Here is a 17,695-nt window from a genome sequence, read left to right on the forward strand (position 1 = left end):
ATGTAAGCTTAGCTTGTTATTTCGCCGGCTTTTCTCCGAACCATTGCTCATAGAGTTTGTCGTATTCGCCGTTCGCGTTCAACTCCTTCAGGAACTTGTTGATGTAAGCGACAAATTCACTGTCGCCCTTCCGGATCGCCATCCCGTACGGCTCGTCGGTGAAGTTACCCCCGGCCAGTTGGAAGTTCGGGTCCTGCTTTACCATCCCGAGCAAAATCGCATTGTCCGTCGTCAGCGCATCTCCTTGACCGGCCTTAAGCGCGGTGAACGCGTCCTGGTAATTGTCGAACTCCAGCACGGTCGCCTCCGGCGCTTTGGCCCGAATGTTGATCGCCGACGTGGAGCCTTTGACCGCCATTACCTTCGTGCTTTTCTTCAGATCGGCGATCGATTGAATCGCGCTGCCTTTCTTCACAAGCAGCGACTGGCCCGCTTTGAAATACACGTCCGTGAAATCAACCTGCTGCTTGCGCTCTTCGTTGATCGTCATCGTGGCGATAATGATATCGATTTCACCGTTTTGCAGCATCGGAATACGCGTTTTGGAGGTAACCTCCTTCAGCTCAACCTTCGTTTCGTCGCCCAAAATGCTTTTCGCCAGCCGCTTGGCGATATCGATATCGAAGCCTTCGACCTTGCCGGTGCCCGGATCCTTCAGCCCGAACAGCTTTGTATCATATTTGACCCCGGCTATAAGCTTGCCTCGTTTCTTAATGGCTTCCATCGTGGAAGCGGCCGCTTCCGGCTTCGCGGGCGTTCCGCCCCCGGCTCCCGCCTGCTCCGCCGGTTTGGCCCCGCAGCCTGCCATCATCGTCAGCATGAGCATCGAAGCGAGTGTTAAGGAAAACAGCTTTTTCACTTTGAGCATTTTCACCATCCTATCTCCTCTCGAAATTGGAATTTGAAAATCAGATCAGTGATTTAACACCCGGCTAAGAAACGTACGCGCCCGCTCCTCGCGCGGACTCTGGAAAAATTCGGCCGGAGGCGTCGTCTCGAGAATTTGCCCTTGATCCATAAAGACGATCCGGTCGGCCACTTCACGGGCAAAGCCCATCTCGTGAGTGACGACAACCATCGTCATGCCTTCTTGGGCCAAGTCGCGCATGACGTCGAGCACTTCTCCGATCATCTCCGGATCGAGCGCCGACGTAGGCTCGTCGAACAGCATGATCTTTGGCTTCATGGCAAGCCCGCGCGCTATCGCCACGCGCTGCTGCTGCCCACCCGACAGCTGCGACGGATAGGATTTCGCCTTATCGGGAATGCCGACTTTATTCAAATAAGTCATGGCCGTTTCCTCGGCCTCCTGACGCGAGAGACCGAGCACCTTCATCGGGGCCAGCGTGATGTTATCCAGCACCGTGCGGTGCGGGTATAAGTTAAAATGCTGGAAGACCATGCCGATGTTGCGTCGCAGGCTGTTGATGTCGGTTTTCTTGTCGTGAACCTTGATATGGTCCACCGTCAGCTCCCCTCCAGATATCGTCTCCAGCCGGTTGATGCAGCGGAGCAGTGTGCTTTTTCCCGAACCGGACGGTCCGATCACGACGACGACTTCGCCCGGTTCAATCGTCAAATTGATGTTTTTCAATGCGTGAAAATGACCATAGTGCTTGTTCACATCCCGGAATTGAATCAAGACGCAACCCCCTTTGTGCAATTCGGCTTTGAAGGATGACGCTTTTTTGTCCTACGGTCTCAGATTAAGTATGCGAGATCGCCGTAAATTATGACTCGGCAATCGATATTCCGCTCGATAGCAAACGCCTCGTTCCCGGCGATTCATCGCTGGAAAACGAGGCGTTTTTTCAACCATTTTACTTTATAATGACTCCGCCGAACGGAAGCGCTTCTCTCAAAATCCGTTTGAACAAGGAATCGCCCTGCAAAGGATCGGCCAGCCCGAATCTCGGTCTGGAAGGCTGTAAAAGCACCTTGCCCGAGCCGGTAATTTCCCAATGGTAGTTCATGCGCTGACTTGCAAGCGGATTGCCGTAGACACACAGCTGCAGCTTGGCTTCCTCCGGATAAGCGACGAGACAGCCGATATCGACATAGACCGGCTCCGACGGATCGATCGTCAGCTCGCACAAAGGGCCGCAGCTAAGCAGACCGAGCGTGCCGCCGCCGGAAAATTTCATCCGAATCCAGTCCTGCGTTACAACAGCTTGCTTGATTTTTTGAAAGCGGCTTTGCAGCTTCATCCCTTCGCTGTACAACAGCACATACCGGATGTCGAACAGCAGGCTGCTATCCTCCGGCAGCTCCATCGCCCGGAAGCTGAAGCCTGCCGGAACGCCCAGCACAAAGCGCGCAGGTCCGGTCAGACGCGACTCGATCCAACGCTTCTTCCGATAAACCCCGGCCACATTCAGCAGTCGATCTTCCCGGCTTCCTGAACGGCCCTGAAAAGCGATGATTTGCTTCGGATGCAGCACCAAGGCGGCTTCACCGGCGGCAAGTTCCACGGCTGCCGCTTTTCCGTCGCTCCCAGCTCCTTCTTCTACATGAATCTTCATCTGTTCCCTCCCCGATGGCTTGCGCCGCGGTTCCGGCGCCATACGACCAGCCGGATCACGCGCATCAGAACAAAATAGAGCACAACGAGCAGCACTCCCGCCAACGCCGTCCGAACGATTTGTCTCGTGCGCTGCGCACTCGCCTGCTCGGCCTCTTCCAACCGCCGGATCAATTGCTCCAATTGCTCGTTGCGGCTGCGAAGCTCGCGATTTTCTTCCATCAGCCGCTGCTCCGTCGCCTTGTATTGCTCCGCGGCTTCCTCCGAGCGCTTAAGCGTCGTCTCAAGCTTCTCCCGGTTCCGCTCCAGCTCCTGCTTTGTCTCGTTATATTGATTCTGGAGCTGTCCGATCTGCTCCGGCATGTCGTAAATGTCTTTCACCCGGTCCAAAAAGCCTGCTTGCGCGACAGGCCAAGGAAGCGTCAGCAGCAAAAAAAGGCAGGCCGTCCCCGCTTTGATCTGGATTCCCCATCCCGCTTTTTTGAACGGACGCGGCATCGTTTTCATACGTGCTACCCCCTTCCTATTCGTACGAATACCAAGCGTATTTCCTTTATTTTACCTGTTTTTTCGACAAAAAGGAACATGCTCCCCCTATGCGGAAGACAAAGAAAAGACCGCGTTTTTCCGAAAGCTTTCGCCTGCGGAAAGTGCGATCTTATGACGATAGACAAGCAAAGGAGCGAGACGTCCGGGACGGGTCCTCAGGCCATCTTCGCAGCACTTTGGCCGATCATTAAATAATATGAAGGCGGAATACATATTTTACAACGAAGCCTACGAGCTTCATCCAGCCGATGGCGGATATCCATAGCGGTATACTGAGCATCGTTCCGACAACAAATCCGACGGAAAATCTTCCCTCCATGGCGCCAAGCCTCCTTTGTACAGCGATACCGCTGACAGGTTAATTCTATTATATGATGAAAGCGCTCTATTTTGTATGATTTTTCACATTTTTATTAAAATTTACTGATGTTTAACGATTTGAATTTGATCTCCCGTTACTTTACAATAAAAGAGGATGTTTTTTTCATTGGCCTAAGCCGCAAGGCTTAGGCTCTTTCTTACAGGGGCCCGGCTCCTTTATACAAGCGACTATCGTTTAACACACTCTACTCTCTTACCACCGAACTCCTTTTGAACCTCGCTTTGTTCTTTGCTTTTCCGTTGATTATTTGTTGCGTTCCAAGTTCCGATTCCAGTCGATCCGCTGCAAATTTAAACTATTTTAACGATTTTTGGTGTAAACTATAGCTATGGGGTCATTTTCAATCTTGGAGGGAGTTGGATAACAGATGATGTTCCTTAGCCCGACTAGTGGTTCCGTTGCATTGGAGGAAATGGTTAAAATCCTGCACGACTTTGTCCAAGAAGAGCAGGAAGCAAGCTATACATTGGTTATCGGAACGGATTCCCATACGACCCGGCGCAGCACGACGCTCGTCACGGCCGTTATCATTCACCGGATCGGCAAGGGAGCCCGCTTTTTTTACCGCAAACGGAGCAGCCGTCCGCTCTTCGACCTGCGCACGAGAATTTACCGCGAAACCGAGCTCAGCCTGGAACTGGTCGAGCTGTTGAACCGCAGCGGAATGAGCGACCTGACTTCCCAGTGGCCGCTGGAAATTCACATCGACATCGGCCAGCAGGGCGAGACGAAGGTGCTGATTCAGGAAATTTGCGGCTGGGTCACGTCCGTCGGCTACGAAGCGCGGATTAAACCGATGTCGTTCGGCGCCAGCTCGGTGGCGGACCGATTTGCGGAGTGAACGCAAAAAATCGGGCTTGGATGCCCTCTTTTTTTGCGCCTATATAATAGTAGATAAAATTCGGTCCAGGTTTGCGATTGAACCGGCTGCATGAACGCTCCATACGCTCAGCGCAATTTTCATGCTCGTCGCTCCTCCACTGTTGTTCACCGAGCTTCCATTGCTCGCGTTCGTTATTTATAGCGACGAATAAAATCAACCGCGAGCCGGATGTCGACTTCCGGCTGCACACCGACTTCGCGCTCGATTGTCAGATAGCCTTGATAACCGATCTCCTGCAGCGCGGCAAAATATTCGTTGAACGGCACCCGCCCTTCGCCGAGCGGCACTTCCTTGAACAACTCGCCGGACGTGACCATTTGCGCAATTTTGCCATGATCCATCGGCTCGAAGCCGAGCTCGCCGTATACCTCGCGCGGGTCCACCTCGCGGAACCGGATTCCGTCCTTCACATGCGTATGGACGATATAATCCTTCAGCAGCCGCACGCCCTCCACCGGGTCGTCTCCCGTGACCATGACCATGTTCGCCGGATCGAAGTTCACCGAGACACCGTTCGTACTGAGCGTATCCAAGAAGCTTTTCAGATGAGCGGACCGCTCCGGACCGGTCTCGATGGCGAAATAAGCGCCGCATTTCTTCGCGTACTGTCCGAGCTCCTCGCAGGCCGTCTGCATATTGTGGTATACTTCGCCGCTCGTATCCTCGGGCACGATGCCGATATGGGTCGTTACGATGTTGGTGCCAAGATCAAGCGCCAGATCGAGAATGCGCTTCGACTTCTCGACCTTCGCCGCGTTGGCCGCGCCATCCTGAAAGCCGTGCCCGCCCAGATCGCCGCAGAGCGCGGAAATTTCAAGCCCCAGCGAAGCGATGTACGCTTTCAGCTCACGTCTTGCCTCTGCCGTTAGCCCGGCCGGGTCCATCTCGCCGCTGACCGCATAAATCTGCACGCCGTCGGCGCCGACCTCCTTCGCCTTACGCAGCCCTTCGCGAACCCCGACACCGAAGCTGTCGACGATGACGCCGATTTTGTTCGTCAATTTCATCTCCGCTCTCCTCCATATTCAGAAGTCCGACGAACAAAGCGGAACAGGCGGAACTTTCTTCTACCCGCGCAGCGCGCCATTCACCGGACTTGGTTTAGAATTGAATTTCGATACCTTTTTCGCTCGACTCGTAAATGCCGGAGATGATCTTGGTCAGCTCTACGCCGTCTTCGACCGGACTGATCAGTTCGGCCCGTCCGAGACAGCAGTCGACGAACGTATTGATTTCGTTCTGGAAGCCCGCTACAAAATCAAAGGTCGAATTGTCGATCTGCGGCGTCACGTTCAAAATCGTATCGTGCTTTTCCGTAACGATCGTAAAGTCCGGCTCGACCTCCGCGCCGCCCCGGTCGCCGAATATTTTCACGGCCACCTCGTTGCTTTTCGCATGCAGTGTAAAGCTGACGTCCACCATCAGCGAAGCGCCGTTCTCGAAACGGATCAAGGCGTTGGCCATATCCTCAACGGAGTTTTTGGAAGCGTCGAAGTCCGCCGCCTGATAATAGCTCAAATTTTGCACGTTCGAGCGGTTGCCGAGCTTCTTGTACGTGTTGCCCGTCACCGATTTCACTTTCGGACGGCCCATCAAGTACCAGCACAAATCGATCACATGCACGCCGATGTCGAGCAGCGGTCCGCCGCCCGAACGCTCAATGTCCGAGAACCAGCCGCCCGGATTGCCGAGGCGTCGCAGGTAAGATGCTTTCGCATAATAGATCTCACCGAGTTCGCCCGCGTCGACGAACTTTTTCAGCACCTTGGTATTCGTCCCGTACCGGCGCACGAAGCCGACCTGCAGCAGCTTGCCGCTCCGGCGGACCGCCGCTTCCACCTCAAGCGCCTTATCGACGGTCGTGCACAGCGGCTTTTCGCACAGTACATGCTTGCCCGCTTCGAGCGCCGCGATGCTGATCTCGCCATGAGAATTGTTCCATGTGCAGATGCTGACCGCTTCCACTTCCGGGTCCGCCAGAAGCTCGCGGTAATCGGTATACACCTTTTTCGCGCCGAACTTGTCGGCTGCCTGCCGCGCCCGTTCTTCCACCAAGTCGCAAACGGCGACGAGCTCTACCTCGGGATGATTTTGGTACGAAGTTAAATGCATTTCCGAAATCGAGCCTGCGCCAATCACAGCTACTTTCAAACCAGCCATGCTGATCCCCCTCTCTCCACCCGGATACTACCACATTTGTCCAAGTCTGTGAATTGCAATTTTTTCTCCCCGCCTGAGATCAATTTATCCCTTGACCGCCCCGGCCGTCATCCCTTTCATAATCTGCTCCTGGAACAGCAGGTAGACGATAATGGTCGGTAGCACCGCGATCGACATCGCAGCCATCGTCAGCTTGTAATCGGTAGAATACCCGGTTGCAAAGACGGACAAGCTGAGCGGAATCGTTTTTAAAGCGGGCTTGCTGATAAAGACGAGCGCGAACGCGAAGTCGTTCCAGAACCGTAAAAAGCCAAGAATCGCTATGGTCGACAAGGCCGGCAGGCTGAGCGGCAGCATCATGCGGAAGAAGATGCCCCAATACCCCGTGCCATCGATCAGCGCGGCTTCTTCGATCTCTTTCGGAATCGCAGTCAGGTAGGCCGCGACGACGAAGATCGCCAGCGGCAGCTCAAACGCCGTATAAGGGAACACGAGCGCCGCGTACGTATCGAGCAACCCAACTTTTTTCATCAGGACGAAGAGCGGCACAAGCGTGCTGTGAACCGGAATGAGCATGCCGAGCAAAAACAAGCCCATGAACAAAGGCTTCAGTTTAAAATCAAAGCGTGCCAGCACATAAGCCGCCAGCGCGCCGAGCACCAGCGTCAAAACCAGCGACAAAACGGTAACGATGGTCGAATTGACAATCGACGTACCCATCGCCGAAACTTCCCAAGCCCGGGCGAAGTTGTCCCACTGCCATACCTCCGGCAAGGAGAACGGCTTGGAATGAAACTCTTCGTTCGTTTTAAAAGCGCTGACGAACAGCCAGAACAGAGGATAAAGCGTAACGAGGGCGTAAGCGGTGAGCAGGACGTTAATCAGCCCGCGGCTCCATTTTGCCCCGGCTTTGCCTGCGGCGCTTCCCGTTTTAACTGACAAAGCTTGTTCCATGACGGGTCCCTCCTTTCGGTTATCGGTAGTTGCGTTTCATGAGGAATTGGCTTCCGAGGATCAGCAGCAGGCTGAGAATAATGATCGCGGTCGAGACGGCGCTGCCGTAGCCGAAGCGGAAGACGTTGAACGTGTTGTTGTACATATACGAAGCGAGCAGTTCGGTCGAGTGCGCCGGTCCTCCGTTTGTCATGACGTAAATCAGGTCGAATGCCTTCAAGCTGCCCGAGATGCAAAGTACGACGGCGACCTTGATCGTGTCCCAAATCATCGGCAGGGTGATCGAGAACAATTTCCGCACCGGCCCGACACCGTCGATTCGCGAAGCGTCATCAATTTCCGGGGAAATATTTTGCAGCGCGGCGATAAACATAATCATGTACGGCCCGATGTAGTTCCAAATGATCGGAATCATGAGCATATACATGGATATTTTCGGATCGGACAACCACTGCATCTTCCAGGATTCGAGGCCGAGGCCGTCGAGCAGGAAGTTCAAAATGCCGATTTGCGGGTGGTAAATGTAGCTCCAAATGATCCCCACGACAACCGAGGAAAGCACCATCGGCATAAACACCGAAGCGCGGATCATCCGTTGAAAGAGCGAGCTTCTTGTGAGTACAAGGGCCAAAATAAGCGCGATCGGAATTTGGCCGAACACCGACGCGACGACAATCAGCATGTTGTTTTTAAACGAAAGCCAGAAAATCGGGTCGCGGATCACTTCCAAGTAGTTGTCGAAGCCAATGAACTTCGCAGCCCCGATGCCTTTCCAATCGAAAAAGCCGTAATATGCAGACCAGAAAATCGGAATAATCGCGAAAAATACGAAAATCAGCGTGGCCGGGAGAAGACCTATCGCAATAAACCCTCTAATACGTGCCGCTGCCGTCATGGAATCCCCTCCTTCTTCCGGAACTGGCGATTCCAGCCCCGGTGAAGAGCTGGAATCGCGCGGCCCATCTTATTTTGCGCCGACCGACTTGGCTTGCGCGTCTTGAATTTTCTTCGCTACGTCTTCGGGCTTCGCACCCATGAGCAGCTCCTGCAATCCGTTGTTCACCACATCGGCTGCGGCGGAGCTCAACCGTCCGTCATAGACCGGCGTCCGCTTCACGGTGCCTGCCATGTTGTGGACTTTGGCGAACAGCGAGGAAACTTTGGTTGTGTCCAGATCGACCTTGTAGCTGACGAGCTGGTTGCTTTCCAGCGTCGCTTTTTGCGCCGCCGGACCGGACATCGCGTAGATCAGCTCATACGCCGCTTCTTTACTTGCGCCGGACGTTTTCTTGCTCATGCCAAGACCGGTTCCGACGACACCGGCAAGCGAGTTCGGATCGCCTTTGCCGTTCGGAACGGAAGGCAGCACCGTCACGTCAATCCCGTCCAGTACTTCTTTGGTCGCATTGGCCGCAAGGTTCGTCAGCGCCCAGCCGCCGTCGATCATCATCGCCGCTTTGCCTTGCGCGAACATTTGCTCCATTTGCGTGTTATCGATGCTGTTGAAGCCATCCTGGAATGCGCCGGCTTTGCCAAGCTGCTGCATATATGTCAGCGCTTGCACGAATTCCGGATCGGTGAACTTCGCGCCTTTTTGCTCGGCTGCGTTCAGGAACCATTCCGTCCCCGTCACCCGGTCGGCCAAGGAGCTCAAAATACTGGATTGCGCCAGCCATGCCGCTTTGTTGCCGAGCGCGATCGGCGTTATTTTTTCTTTCTTGAACGTTTCGACCAAGCTCATCATGTCGTCCCACGTTTTCGGCGGCTTGACATTATGTTTATCGAACATCGCTTTGTTGTAATATAAAATCGACGTCGGGGACAGCCCCATCGGAGCGGCATAAATGTTGCCGTTCAGCGTGAAGTCGTCGAAGGAGTTCGGCAGGAAGCCGTTCTTCCAATCCGCCTTGCTATCCAGCAGCGGGTTGATCGGCTGAAGCAGATCGCCTCCGGCGAATTCCTTGGTCATGACGCCAGGCCACATCACAAACAGGTCGGGCATTTCGTTCGCCGCCGCAACCGTTTTCAAACGGGCTCTGTAACCATCGGGCGGAATGCCCTGAATATCCAATTCCACGTTCGGGTGATCTTTCTTGTATTGCTCCATGATCCCCCGCATCGCTTTGGCGCGCAGATCGTCGCCGGTGAAGTTATGCCATAGCGAAAGCTTTACTTTATCGGACGCTTTTCCTTTGTCTCCGCCCGCGCTGCCGCCTGTACCCGCTTGGTCTCCACCCGAGCCGCAGCCGGCGAGGAGCGAAAGCGAGAGGGTCAACAGGACTCCCGTTGTAGCCGCTTTGTTCATCTTCCGAACCCTCCTTGTATATGTGTGTACTGCTTCAGTATAGAGGACAATCCCCGGGATACGTAACGGGAGAGATTTCGGCCCTAGGGTGGAAAAAATTCAGGCCTTGACCGACTGCCTGAATTCCGTCGGCGTCTGTCCGGTATGCTTTTTGAACTGCTGGCTAAAATATTTGATGTCCTCGTAGCCGACCCGGCCAGCCACTTCGCTGATTTTCGCCTGCGACTCCTGCAAAATTTCCGCGGCCAGCCGCATCCGCTCCTGCGTGACGAATTCGATATAGTTCAGCCCCGTCTCCCGCTTGAACACTTCGCTGAAGTGGTTCGGGTTCAAGTGAACGAATTTGGCCACCTGCTGCAGCGACAAGTTTTGGTCCAAATGCTCCTTGATGTAGGCGATCGATTTTTGAATATACGCAAAGGGCTTGTCGGCAATCGCCTCGTGAAACGCCGTCATCACTGAGGACAGCAGCTTGAACACCTCGTCCTCGGCCCGCGAATCGACCTCGAACGTATGGAGGGCGGCCGGTGCCGCCTCCGGCTTCCCGCCGCCCTGCGACCGCTCCAGCCAGCGGTGGCCGGCAATGACCATCGATTGCAGAAACGCCTGCACCGAAGATGGCGTAGCCGCCGGATCTTCAAGCTGCTCCCGCACCTTCCGGTTCACCCAATGCCGCAGGTTGGCCCTGTTGTTGCTCATCAGAATAGCGGCCAGCTCCGACTCCTCCTTCTGGGAACAGACGGTCCGGCCGCCGCAGCGGTCCGTGATGTCCTCGGACGTGTACAGCCCCTCGGCCCCGAGCAGTCCGCGGTACGCAAACACCGTCCCGGCTTCCCGATAAGAGGCCTGCAACTCGCCGTACGAAGCCACGGAACGACCAAGCGCCGCGAAAACCGTACACTTCAGCGTCTGCCGCACCCGGTTGATCGCCCGCTCCAAGCTGCTGCGGTCCGACACGCGGACTTCCTCTCGCACGACGAGCACGATTCGGTCGGCCTTCAGCATCGTCACCGCCGGAAGCAGCTCGTAGAGCATATTTTCGGCTGCTCCGAGCAAAAGACCGGCGAGCGCTCCGTCCCCCCAGCCTGTTGCCGCGAGCAGCAGTACCCGCATCGGCGCCAGCGTCGAGTCGTTCGGCTGCACGCCGTTTTTGCGGAACCAGGCTTGAACCGGTGCCAATGACGATTCGTCGCCCTGGATCAGCAGCCGATCAAGCAATTGGCTGCGCAGAGCCGCCTTTTGCATCGTTTCCTGCTTGGCGTTCTCCCATTTGTCCATGATACGCTGCTTCGCTTTCATCGCCGCTTTAATAATTTCCTCGGGCCGGCTTGTCTTGAGCAAATAATCGGTTACTCCTTCGCGCAGCGCCTGTTGGGCATACGCAAAATCGTCGTAGCCCGTGAGAATGACGGTTTCCGTATCCGGGAGCAGCCGCTTCACCTCGCGCGCGAGCTGGATGCCGTCCATTCCCTGCATGCGGATGTCCGTGAGCAAAATATTCGGCTTCTCCACTGGGATGCGCGCCAACGCTTCCTCGGCGGATGAAGCCGGGGGAAGCAGCGTCAAGCCAAGCTCCTTCCAGTCGATAACGGTACACAGTCCGTTCCTTATGATCACTTCGTCGTCTACGATTAAAATTTTCATGCGGGCTCCTCCAATACCGGAATGCTAAAAGAAACGCGGGTGCCTTTGCCCGGCTCGCTGTCGATCGTCAGCCCCGCTTCGCTGCCGTAATGCAGCAGCAGGCGCTGATGCACGTTGCGCAAGCCGTAGCTCGTTTTGGCCGTCGGCCCGCCGTTCCCCGTCCAAGCGAGCTGCCGGCGAAGTTCGCGCAGCTTGTCCGCTTCGATGCCGACGCCCGTATCCTCTACGACAAACTTCATCCGCGCGCCGCTCAGCTCGCCGTGAACATACACGAAGCCGGGCTCCTGCTTTTTCTGAATACCGTGAATCAGACTGTTCTCGATCAGCGGCTGGAGCAGCAGCTTAAGCATCGGCGTCTGGAGCATGGCCGGGTCGATATAAACCTCCATCTCAAATTGGCCGGGAAAGCGGATCGATTGCACGTACGCATAATTCTGCGCATGCGCGATCTCCTGCTGCACGGGGCAAAACTCCTCGCCCTTATTCAGGCTGAACCGAAGAAAATCGCTGAGCGCCCCGATCATCTCGGCGATCTGCCGGTCTTGGTTCATCAAGGCCATCCAATGGATCGAGGATAGCGTATTGTACAAAAAATGAGGATTGATCTGCGCCTGAAGCGCGAGGATGTCGGCTTCCTTTTTCTTCGCCTCGTTCAGCTGCACCTGCTCCTTCAGCCGCTGAATCCGGTCGCTGAGCTTGTTGTAGCTGTGCAGCAGCAGGCCGACCTCGTCGCTGCTTTTCACCTCGTACGTCGGGATCGGCTCGTCCGGGTTAATGTCCTTCATGGTCTGCGTCATCCGGGTCAGCGGCCGCGTCACCCACTGGATGAAATAAAGCACCAGTCCGGCGGCCAGCAGCAGGGAGATGCCGACCGCTACCGCGGTAACCGTCAGCACATAGACGTTCTGCGCCGTATAGATTTGGGTCGGGATAAAGCCGACCAGCTTCCAGTTCAGGCTCGGGATCGTGTGGTACAAAATCGTTTTCTGCTCGTCCCCTTGACCGTAATTGAGCACGCCGCTCGCCTCCGCCATCAGCCCGATATCCGGGAACGGCTCGCTGACCGGACGGTTCAGCCACGCGGACTCGCCGCCGGATAAAATCCGGTTGTTCGCGTCCAGCAGCAGAACGAAGCCTTTAGCTTCCCAGCCGGACTCCTTCAAGTAGCGGGCAATCTCGGCTTCGTCCAAGCTGATGGACAGCTCGCCGAGCGGCTTGAAGTTGTTCACGTTGCGGATCGGACGGACAAGGGAGACGACTTTCTTCAGCCCTTCCGTCGTCTGATTCTCGTACAGCGGGGTCCACCATTTGGTGCTGTTGCGGTAAACCTCCTCGTTTTTCCGCAGCACGTCCGGAAGGCCGGAATAAAGCACTGTCGTGCTCGACAGCGGCGGATAGCCGTTGGCCGAATTGATGGTGATGTTGGAAATATACTTTTTGGAAAAGGCCAGATTGGTCAAAAAGCCGACGTTGAGCGTATAGCGGGCCACGTCCTCCCGGTCGTTGTCCAGATACGCCTGAACCTCCCGCTGGCCGATAATGAACAGGGACATGTTCTCGACGTCCTGTATAACGAACTCCAGCTTGTCCGCAATTTGACGCAGCGTGTTCATGCCCGATTGCTTCGCCTTCTCCTCCGTGGCGGAGGTCGCTATATTGTACGAAACCGCTCCCGTGGCGAGCAGCGGCAGGACAATCGCAATCAGCAGCAGCAGGGACAGCTTGTGTTTGAGCGACTTCGACAGCCACCTTTTCATTGTGTCGTTCCCCCGTTTAGTCTAAAAATGGAATTGTAAGCGTTGCGATGCCTTAATACTAGCATATTTCCAGGGAGAAGCTAACATACTTTTTTTCAACCAAAAAAACTTTTTGTTTGATTTCGGGCTGGATTATGTTAGTATCTTTTTCAGAATGACACGGGGACCATCCAGCCCCCGGAAACGACCGGTCTGAAGAGGGGAAATCGGCTCGAATCAGGGCGGCGCTCTTATTTTTATCAGAATATTCAAAATATTATGGGAGTGAGTGAGACGATGAACGACCGACTGGATACTCCCAGCGTAATCATCGACACGGACATCATGGAGCGTAACATCCGTTCCATGGCCGACTCGGCCAAAAGGCTCGGCATCGCGCTGCGGCCCCATGCCAAAACGCACAAAATGCCATGGGTCGCGCAGAAGCAGTTGGACGCTGGCGCGGTAGGCATCACCGTCGCGAAGGTGTCCGAGGCGGAAGTGATGGCGGAGCACGGCATCAAGAACATTTTCGTCGCCTACCCGCTCGTCACCCCAGCCAAAATCGCACGGGCGGTACGGCTCAGCGGGCAAATCGAGCTGATCGTCGGCGTCGACAGTCTGTACGGGGCCAAGCTGCTGTCTCAAGCCGCCCTTGAAGCCGGACGCGAGCTGCAAGTCCGCCTGGAGATCGATACCGGTCTGCGCCGGACAGGCGTACCATACGACCAAGCGGAAGCGCTGGCATCCGCCATCCATGCGATGGAAGGCCTGCGCCTGACGGGTATCTACACGTTCCGCGGCGCGCTGCTCGGCGGCAAGCCGACGCTCGATCTGCAAGCGGCCGGCGCTGAAGAAGGCCGGCTGATGGCCGAGCTCGCGGACCGCATTCGCGCGCAGGGCGTGCCGATCGCGGACGTCAGCGTCGGCTCCACGCCGACAGGTCTTCAGGCCGCGGTAGCCAAAGGCGTGACCGAAACCCGGCCGGGTACTTACGTGTTCCAGGACCGAATGCAGGCCCGACTCGGCGTCTGTTCGCTCGGTGATTGCGCCGGCAGCGTCCGCGTGACGGTCGTCAGCCGGCCGTCCGCTGATCTCGCCGTCATCGACGGAGGAAGCAAGACGTTCGCCACCGACGTGCAGCCGAACACGGACCCGATGCAGCTGCAAGGCTTCGGGCACGTCGTCGAGTTGGAGGACGCGGTGCTGGAGCGGATGTCGGAGGAGCACGGCATGCTGCGCCTCGGTCCAGCTGCCCAAGCTTCCGGCCTGAAGGCCGGCGATGTGCTGCACATCATCCCGAATCATATTTGCAGCACGGTCAATCTGCATGACAAAGTGTATTTCAAGAGCGGCGACAACTATGAGGAGCGGGCCGTTCTGGCGCGCGGCAAGCTGCAGTAAGCGGGGAGGGCTCGTAAACATGCTGGATCTTATCATTCGTAACGGACATATTGCGGACGGCACCGGAAACCCTTGGTTTTTCGGCGACGTCGGGGTCAAAGATGGGCGGATTGCAGCCGTCGGCCGGGTGGAGCAGGAAGCGAGAAGCGTCATCGACGCGCACCGCCAAGTCATCGCTCCCGGGTTTATCGACGGGCATTGCCATTCCGACCTGATGATTTTCGATCATCCGCACAGCGAGATCAAAATCCGGCAGGGCGTGACGACGGAAGTCGTCGGCAACTGCGGACTCGCGCCGGCTCCCTTCGTGAAGGAGCGCGCCGAGCTGCTGTAGAGCTACGTCCAGCCGGTGCTGGGCAAGACGGACTGGGTTTGGCCGTGGGAAACCGTCGAGCAGTACATGGAGCATCTGGCCCGCTCCGGCGCCATCGGGCTGTCCATCGGCCTGTTATACGCCCCCGGCAGCTACACGGCCAAGGAAGAACTCGCGGAGCTGTGCTCCATCCTGCCGAAGTACGATGGGCTGTTCTCCACGCACATCCGCGGCGAAGGCAACAATCTGATTCCTTCCGTCAAGGAAGTGCTCTGGATTGCGGAGAAAGCCGGCGTGGGTGCTCGAAGGCGGTATCGAAGGCACGCTGGAAGCGTTCCGCGATCCTTCGCTGCGCGCTCGCATCCGCGAGGAGCTCGGCCGCGAGCAGGACGATTGGGACAACCTCGTCTGCTCCACCGGCTGGCAGAGCGTCGTTATCTCGGCGGTGCATACGGAGAAAAACCGGCATCTGGAAGGCAAGCATATCGCGCAAATCAGCGAGGAGCGCGGCCAGCATCCGGCGGATTGCATGATGGACCTGCTGCTGGAAGAAGAAGGCCGCATCTCGATCGTGTACTTCCACATGTCGGACGACGACGTCTCGCAGGTGGTCCGCTACGAAAAGTCGCTGATCGCTTCCGACAGCCTGACCTGCGAAACCGGCAAGCCGCATCCCCGGCTGTACGGCACGTTCCCCCGCGTCTTCGCCAAGTACGTGCGCGACCAGCGCGGACTGTCGCTGGAGGAGGCGGTCCGCAAGCTGACGTCATTCCCGGCGCAGCGCTTCAAGCTCGGCAAGCGCGGACTGATCGTTCCCGGCTATGCCGCCGATCTGACCGTCTTCAACCCGGATACGATCCAGGATCTGGCCACGTTCGAAGAGCCGAGACAGTATCCGAACGGCATCTCGCACGTCATTGTGGCGGGCAAAACCACGCTCACCGGCGACCAACACACGCATGCCCGCGAAGGCGGACTTATTCGCGCAGCGTCGTGCTGCGCCCATTAATTTAACGAAACTATCGGAGGTATCCTACTTATGTCCCAAATCGAACAACGTTTACAAGAACTCGGCATTACTTTGCCCCCGTCCCCGGAGCCGCGCTTTACGTACATTCCGTGCAACCGGACGGGCAATCTGCTCTACTTATCCGGTCAAGATTGCCGCATTAACGGTGAGTTGATGTACGAAGGCAAGCTGGGCAAGGACGTAACGATCGAGCAAGGCCAGGAAGCGGCCCGCCAAACGATCATCAACTGCCTGGCCGTGCTGAAAGGCTACCTGGACGACCTCGACCGCGTAGTCAAAATCGTCAAGCTGCTCGGCTTCGTCAACAGCACACCGGGCTTCGGCGACCAGCCGTATGTCATGAACGGCGCATCCGACCTGCTCGTCGCCGTCTTCGGCGAGAACGGCAAGCACGCCCGCTCCGCAATCGGCACGAGCGACCTTCCGTTCCACACGCCGGTAGAAATCGAGCTGATTGTGGAAATCCGCGACTAAGCGCGAATCGAAGACGACGGTCGGCTTACATTTAGAAGCACCTCCGGCATTAGAATCGCAGATTCCCGTGCTAGAGGTGCTTGTTTTATTGCTTGGCCTTACCCGTTAAGCTGCCGGTCGACCAACGCGATGAGCTTGCCCCGCTCCTCCTCCGTTATGCTCTCCACAAGCCGGGCATCGGCAGTCCAAGCCCGGCCACTTGGCGGCTGATCCGCCATTCGTATTCCATCAAGTCTGCGGTGTGGGGCCGGAACACTTTGATGATTTTATCGCTTCCCCACTCGAATACTTCCGCCGTATATCCTTGTCCAATGCGCTTCCCCAGTTTCATGCCGACGACTTCCCCTTCTCTTGCCCGGTTGTGGTGTGCCGGGACGGTAGGAATAAACTTGAAATTCGGCCCCGGAACCGATATAACTGACTATAGACGTTTTTATCCGAAAGCTGTTTCAGCTTTACCCGAGGGAGACCCTGATATGATCAAAAAAGTGTTGGCTGCTCTGCTGCTTGCCGTTGTCTTGATCGGCGCGCTTGACGCTTGGTCGTATAAAGACGCGCTACGCTACCGCAACCAAGTAGCCGTCCTGATGTACCATCATGTCCATGATACGGACCAAAGCTCAAGCACCGTCTCCACCGCTTTGTTTCGCGATCAGCTCAATTATTTGAAATCGAAAGGCTATCATTTCATTTCGCTGGGCGAATTCAAGCAATTTTACGACGGCGGAGCCGTACCGGACAAAGCGGTGCTCGTGACCTTTGACGACGGCTACAAAAGCTTCTACGATTACGCGTATCCGGTCTTGAAAGAGCTTGACGTGCCGGCCGTCAATTTTGTCATCACCAAAGATTTGGACGACCCGCTCGCCCCGTCGATTCCGACGCTGTCCCGCGACCAGATCCGGCAAATGCTGAGCGAGCGCCCCGGACGTTACGATTTTCAATGCCACTCAAACAATCTGCATTTCAAACAAGGGAAGACGGCGGCGATTACCGGACCGCTTACTCGGGACGATGGCGCGCTGGAAACGCCCGAGCAGGCCGTCGCCCGGGTGGCGGCGGACACCAAAGCCTGCGCGCAGCAGCTAAATGAGCTGTACGGCAGCGATCATGCGGCAGACAGCTTCGCTTACCCGTTCGGCATTCATTCCAAGACGGCGCAAGACCTTCTTACGCAAGCGGGCTTTCGGTACGCCTTTACCATTGTGAACGAGATGGCGACCCGCGCCAATCCGAAGCTGGAAATTCCGCGAGTCAACGCAGGCAATCCGGCGATCCGGCCCGAGCTGCTGGACAAGCAGATCATGCTGCGCGTCCAAAGCGTCAAGCCTTTTCCCTAA

General features: G+C 56.3%; 19 protein-coding genes. 6 read left to right on the forward strand and 13 right to left on the reverse strand.

Translation table 11 applies throughout. From position 1 onward, the window contains the following. Positions 1-16 precede the first annotated feature (16 nt). The 5 genes from BLO51_RS11960 to BLO51_RS30800 form a co-directional block, all read right to left on the reverse strand. Positions 17-868 (reverse strand): glutamate ABC transporter substrate-binding protein, encoded by an 852-nt coding sequence (locus BLO51_RS11960; protein ID WP_090671837.1) that lies wholly within the window; start codon positions 866-868, stop codon positions 17-19. 45 nt (positions 869-913) lie between these two features. Further along, entirely contained in the window at positions 914-1,642 is a 729-nt protein-coding gene (locus BLO51_RS11965; protein ID WP_090671625.1) for an amino acid ABC transporter ATP-binding protein, read from the reverse strand. Positions 1,643-1,820: 178 nt separating this feature from the next. Next, positions 1,821-2,522 (reverse strand): AIM24 family protein, encoded by a 702-nt coding sequence (locus tag BLO51_RS11970; protein WP_174551238.1) that lies wholly within the window; start codon positions 2,520-2,522, stop codon positions 1,821-1,823. Beyond that, positions 2,519-3,028, reverse strand: a complete 510-nt coding sequence (locus tag BLO51_RS11975) for a coiled-coil domain-containing protein (RefSeq protein ID WP_090671626.1) — start codon at positions 3,026-3,028, stop codon at positions 2,519-2,521. Before BLO51_RS11975 ends, BLO51_RS11970 begins: the two co-directional genes overlap by 4 nt. Before the next feature lie 229 nt (positions 3,029-3,257). Continuing rightward, on the reverse strand, positions 3,258-3,389 hold the full coding sequence (locus BLO51_RS30800) for a hypothetical protein (RefSeq protein WP_281180352.1): 132 nt from the start codon (positions 3,387-3,389) through the stop codon (positions 3,258-3,260). A gap of 430 nt (positions 3,390-3,819) precedes the next feature. Between BLO51_RS30800 and BLO51_RS11980 the strand changes: the two genes are divergently transcribed. Then, positions 3,820-4,293: a ribonuclease H-like YkuK family protein gene (locus tag BLO51_RS11980; protein WP_090671628.1), complete on the forward strand. Its 474-nt coding sequence runs from the start codon at positions 3,820-3,822 to the stop codon at positions 4,291-4,293. Between the two features lie 173 nt (positions 4,294-4,466). Here BLO51_RS11980 and BLO51_RS11985 read toward each other — a convergent pair whose 3' ends face one another. From BLO51_RS11985 to BLO51_RS12015, 7 genes are all read right to left on the reverse strand, one after another. Beyond that, positions 4,467-5,342, reverse strand: a complete 876-nt coding sequence (locus BLO51_RS11985) for a sugar phosphate isomerase/epimerase family protein (RefSeq protein ID WP_090671631.1) — start codon at positions 5,340-5,342, stop codon at positions 4,467-4,469. A 94-nt stretch (positions 5,343-5,436) separates the two neighbouring features. Next, on the reverse strand, positions 5,437-6,495 hold the full coding sequence (locus tag BLO51_RS11990; protein WP_090671634.1) for a Gfo/Idh/MocA family protein: 1,059 nt from the start codon (positions 6,493-6,495) through the stop codon (positions 5,437-5,439). An 84-nt stretch (positions 6,496-6,579) separates the two neighbouring features. Then, on the reverse strand, positions 6,580-7,449 hold the full coding sequence (locus BLO51_RS11995; protein WP_090671637.1) for a carbohydrate ABC transporter permease: 870 nt from the start codon (positions 7,447-7,449) through the stop codon (positions 6,580-6,582). A gap of 19 nt (positions 7,450-7,468) precedes the next feature. Further along, a complete protein-coding gene (locus BLO51_RS12000) occupies positions 7,469-8,344 on the reverse strand; it encodes a carbohydrate ABC transporter permease (RefSeq protein ID WP_090671640.1) in 876 nt (291 codons plus the stop codon). Between the two features lie 69 nt (positions 8,345-8,413). Next, complete coding sequence (locus BLO51_RS12005; RefSeq protein ID WP_090671643.1) at positions 8,414-9,754, reverse strand: extracellular solute-binding protein; 1,341 nt, start codon at positions 9,752-9,754, stop codon at positions 8,414-8,416. Positions 9,755-9,853: 99 nt separating this feature from the next. Further along, positions 9,854-11,398 (reverse strand): response regulator, encoded by a 1,545-nt coding sequence (locus BLO51_RS12010; RefSeq protein ID WP_090671646.1) that lies wholly within the window; start codon positions 11,396-11,398, stop codon positions 9,854-9,856. Beyond that, complete coding sequence (locus BLO51_RS12015) at positions 11,395-13,155, reverse strand: cache domain-containing sensor histidine kinase (protein ID WP_090671650.1); 1,761 nt, start codon at positions 13,153-13,155, stop codon at positions 11,395-11,397. Before BLO51_RS12015 ends, BLO51_RS12010 begins: the two co-directional genes overlap by 4 nt. Before the next feature lie 276 nt (positions 13,156-13,431). Here BLO51_RS12015 and BLO51_RS12020 point away from each other — a divergent pair, with 276 nt between their 5' ends. The 4 genes from BLO51_RS12020 (at position 13,432) to BLO51_RS12030 (ending at position 16,355) form a co-directional block, all read left to right on the forward strand. Continuing rightward, positions 13,432-14,538: an alanine racemase gene (locus BLO51_RS12020; protein WP_090671652.1), complete on the forward strand. Its 1,107-nt coding sequence runs from the start codon at positions 13,432-13,434 to the stop codon at positions 14,536-14,538. A 19-nt stretch (positions 14,539-14,557) separates the two neighbouring features. Continuing rightward, positions 14,558-14,872 carry an amidohydrolase family protein gene (locus BLO51_RS30275; RefSeq protein ID WP_245719636.1) on the forward strand — a complete coding sequence of 105 codons (315 nt, stop codon included), beginning with the start codon at positions 14,558-14,560 and terminating at the stop codon, positions 14,870-14,872. A gap of 256 nt (positions 14,873-15,128) precedes the next feature. Then, on the forward strand, positions 15,129-15,860 hold the full coding sequence (locus BLO51_RS30280) for an amidohydrolase family protein (protein WP_245719637.1): 732 nt from the start codon (positions 15,129-15,131) through the stop codon (positions 15,858-15,860). A gap of 30 nt (positions 15,861-15,890) precedes the next feature. After that, positions 15,891-16,355 carry a RidA family protein gene (locus tag BLO51_RS12030; protein ID WP_090671656.1) on the forward strand — a complete coding sequence of 155 codons (465 nt, stop codon included), beginning with the start codon at positions 15,891-15,893 and terminating at the stop codon, positions 16,353-16,355. A gap of 154 nt (positions 16,356-16,509) precedes the next feature. Here the strand turns inward: BLO51_RS12030 and BLO51_RS29190 are convergent, their stop codons facing one another. After that, positions 16,510-16,686: a hypothetical protein gene (locus BLO51_RS29190; protein WP_167670183.1), complete on the reverse strand. Its 177-nt coding sequence runs from the start codon at positions 16,684-16,686 to the stop codon at positions 16,510-16,512. Positions 16,687-16,831: 145 nt separating this feature from the next. Here BLO51_RS29190 and BLO51_RS12035 point away from each other — a divergent pair, with 145 nt between their 5' ends. Then, a complete protein-coding gene (locus BLO51_RS12035; RefSeq protein WP_090671659.1) occupies positions 16,832-17,695 on the forward strand; it encodes a polysaccharide deacetylase family protein in 864 nt (287 codons plus the stop codon).

It is taken from the genome of Paenibacillus tianmuensis, assembly GCF_900100345.1.
In the GTDB taxonomy this organism is placed as follows: Bacteria; Bacillota; Bacilli; order Paenibacillales; family NBRC-103111; genus Paenibacillus_G; species Paenibacillus_G tianmuensis.

Excerpts from the sequence above, each read along its gene's own strand:
- BLO51_RS11970 (WP_174551238.1), bottom strand. The coding sequence starts at position 2,522 with ATGAAGATTCATGTAGAAGAAGGAGCTGGGAGCGACGGAAAAGCGGCA.
- BLO51_RS11990 (WP_090671634.1), bottom strand. The coding sequence starts at position 6,495 with ATGGCTGGTTTGAAAGTAGCTGTGATTGGCGCAGGCTCGATTTCGGAA.
- BLO51_RS12030 (WP_090671656.1), top strand. The coding sequence starts at position 15,891 with ATGTCCCAAATCGAACAACGTTTACAAGAACTCGGCATTACTTTGCCC.
- BLO51_RS12015 (WP_090671650.1), bottom strand. The coding sequence starts at position 13,155 with ATGAAAAGGTGGCTGTCGAAGTCGCTCAAACACAAGCTGTCCCTGCTG.
- BLO51_RS30275 (WP_245719636.1), top strand. The coding sequence starts at position 14,558 with ATGCTGGATCTTATCATTCGTAACGGACATATTGCGGACGGCACCGGA.
- BLO51_RS11960 (WP_090671837.1), bottom strand. The coding sequence starts at position 868 with ATGCTCAAAGTGAAAAAGCTGTTTTCCTTAACACTCGCTTCGATGCTC.
- BLO51_RS12000 (WP_090671640.1), bottom strand. The coding sequence starts at position 8,344 with ATGACGGCAGCGGCACGTATTAGAGGGTTTATTGCGATAGGTCTTCTC.
- BLO51_RS29190 (WP_167670183.1), bottom strand. The coding sequence starts at position 16,686 with ATGAAACTGGGGAAGCGCATTGGACAAGGATATACGGCGGAAGTATTC.
- BLO51_RS11975 (WP_090671626.1), bottom strand. The coding sequence starts at position 3,028 with ATGAAAACGATGCCGCGTCCGTTCAAAAAAGCGGGATGGGGAATCCAG.
- BLO51_RS12005 (WP_090671643.1), bottom strand. The coding sequence starts at position 9,754 with ATGAACAAAGCGGCTACAACGGGAGTCCTGTTGACCCTCTCGCTTTCG.
- BLO51_RS11980 (WP_090671628.1), top strand. The coding sequence starts at position 3,820 with ATGATGTTCCTTAGCCCGACTAGTGGTTCCGTTGCATTGGAGGAAATG.
- BLO51_RS12035 (WP_090671659.1), top strand. The coding sequence starts at position 16,832 with ATGATCAAAAAAGTGTTGGCTGCTCTGCTGCTTGCCGTTGTCTTGATC.
- BLO51_RS11985 (WP_090671631.1), bottom strand. The coding sequence starts at position 5,342 with ATGAAATTGACGAACAAAATCGGCGTCATCGTCGACAGCTTCGGTGTC.
- BLO51_RS12010 (WP_090671646.1), bottom strand. The coding sequence starts at position 11,398 with ATGAAAATTTTAATCGTAGACGACGAAGTGATCATAAGGAACGGACTG.
- BLO51_RS11995 (WP_090671637.1), bottom strand. The coding sequence starts at position 7,449 with ATGGAACAAGCTTTGTCAGTTAAAACGGGAAGCGCCGCAGGCAAAGCC.
- BLO51_RS30800 (WP_281180352.1), bottom strand. The coding sequence starts at position 3,389 with ATGGAGGGAAGATTTTCCGTCGGATTTGTTGTCGGAACGATGCTCAGT.
- BLO51_RS12020 (WP_090671652.1), top strand. The coding sequence starts at position 13,432 with ATGAACGACCGACTGGATACTCCCAGCGTAATCATCGACACGGACATC.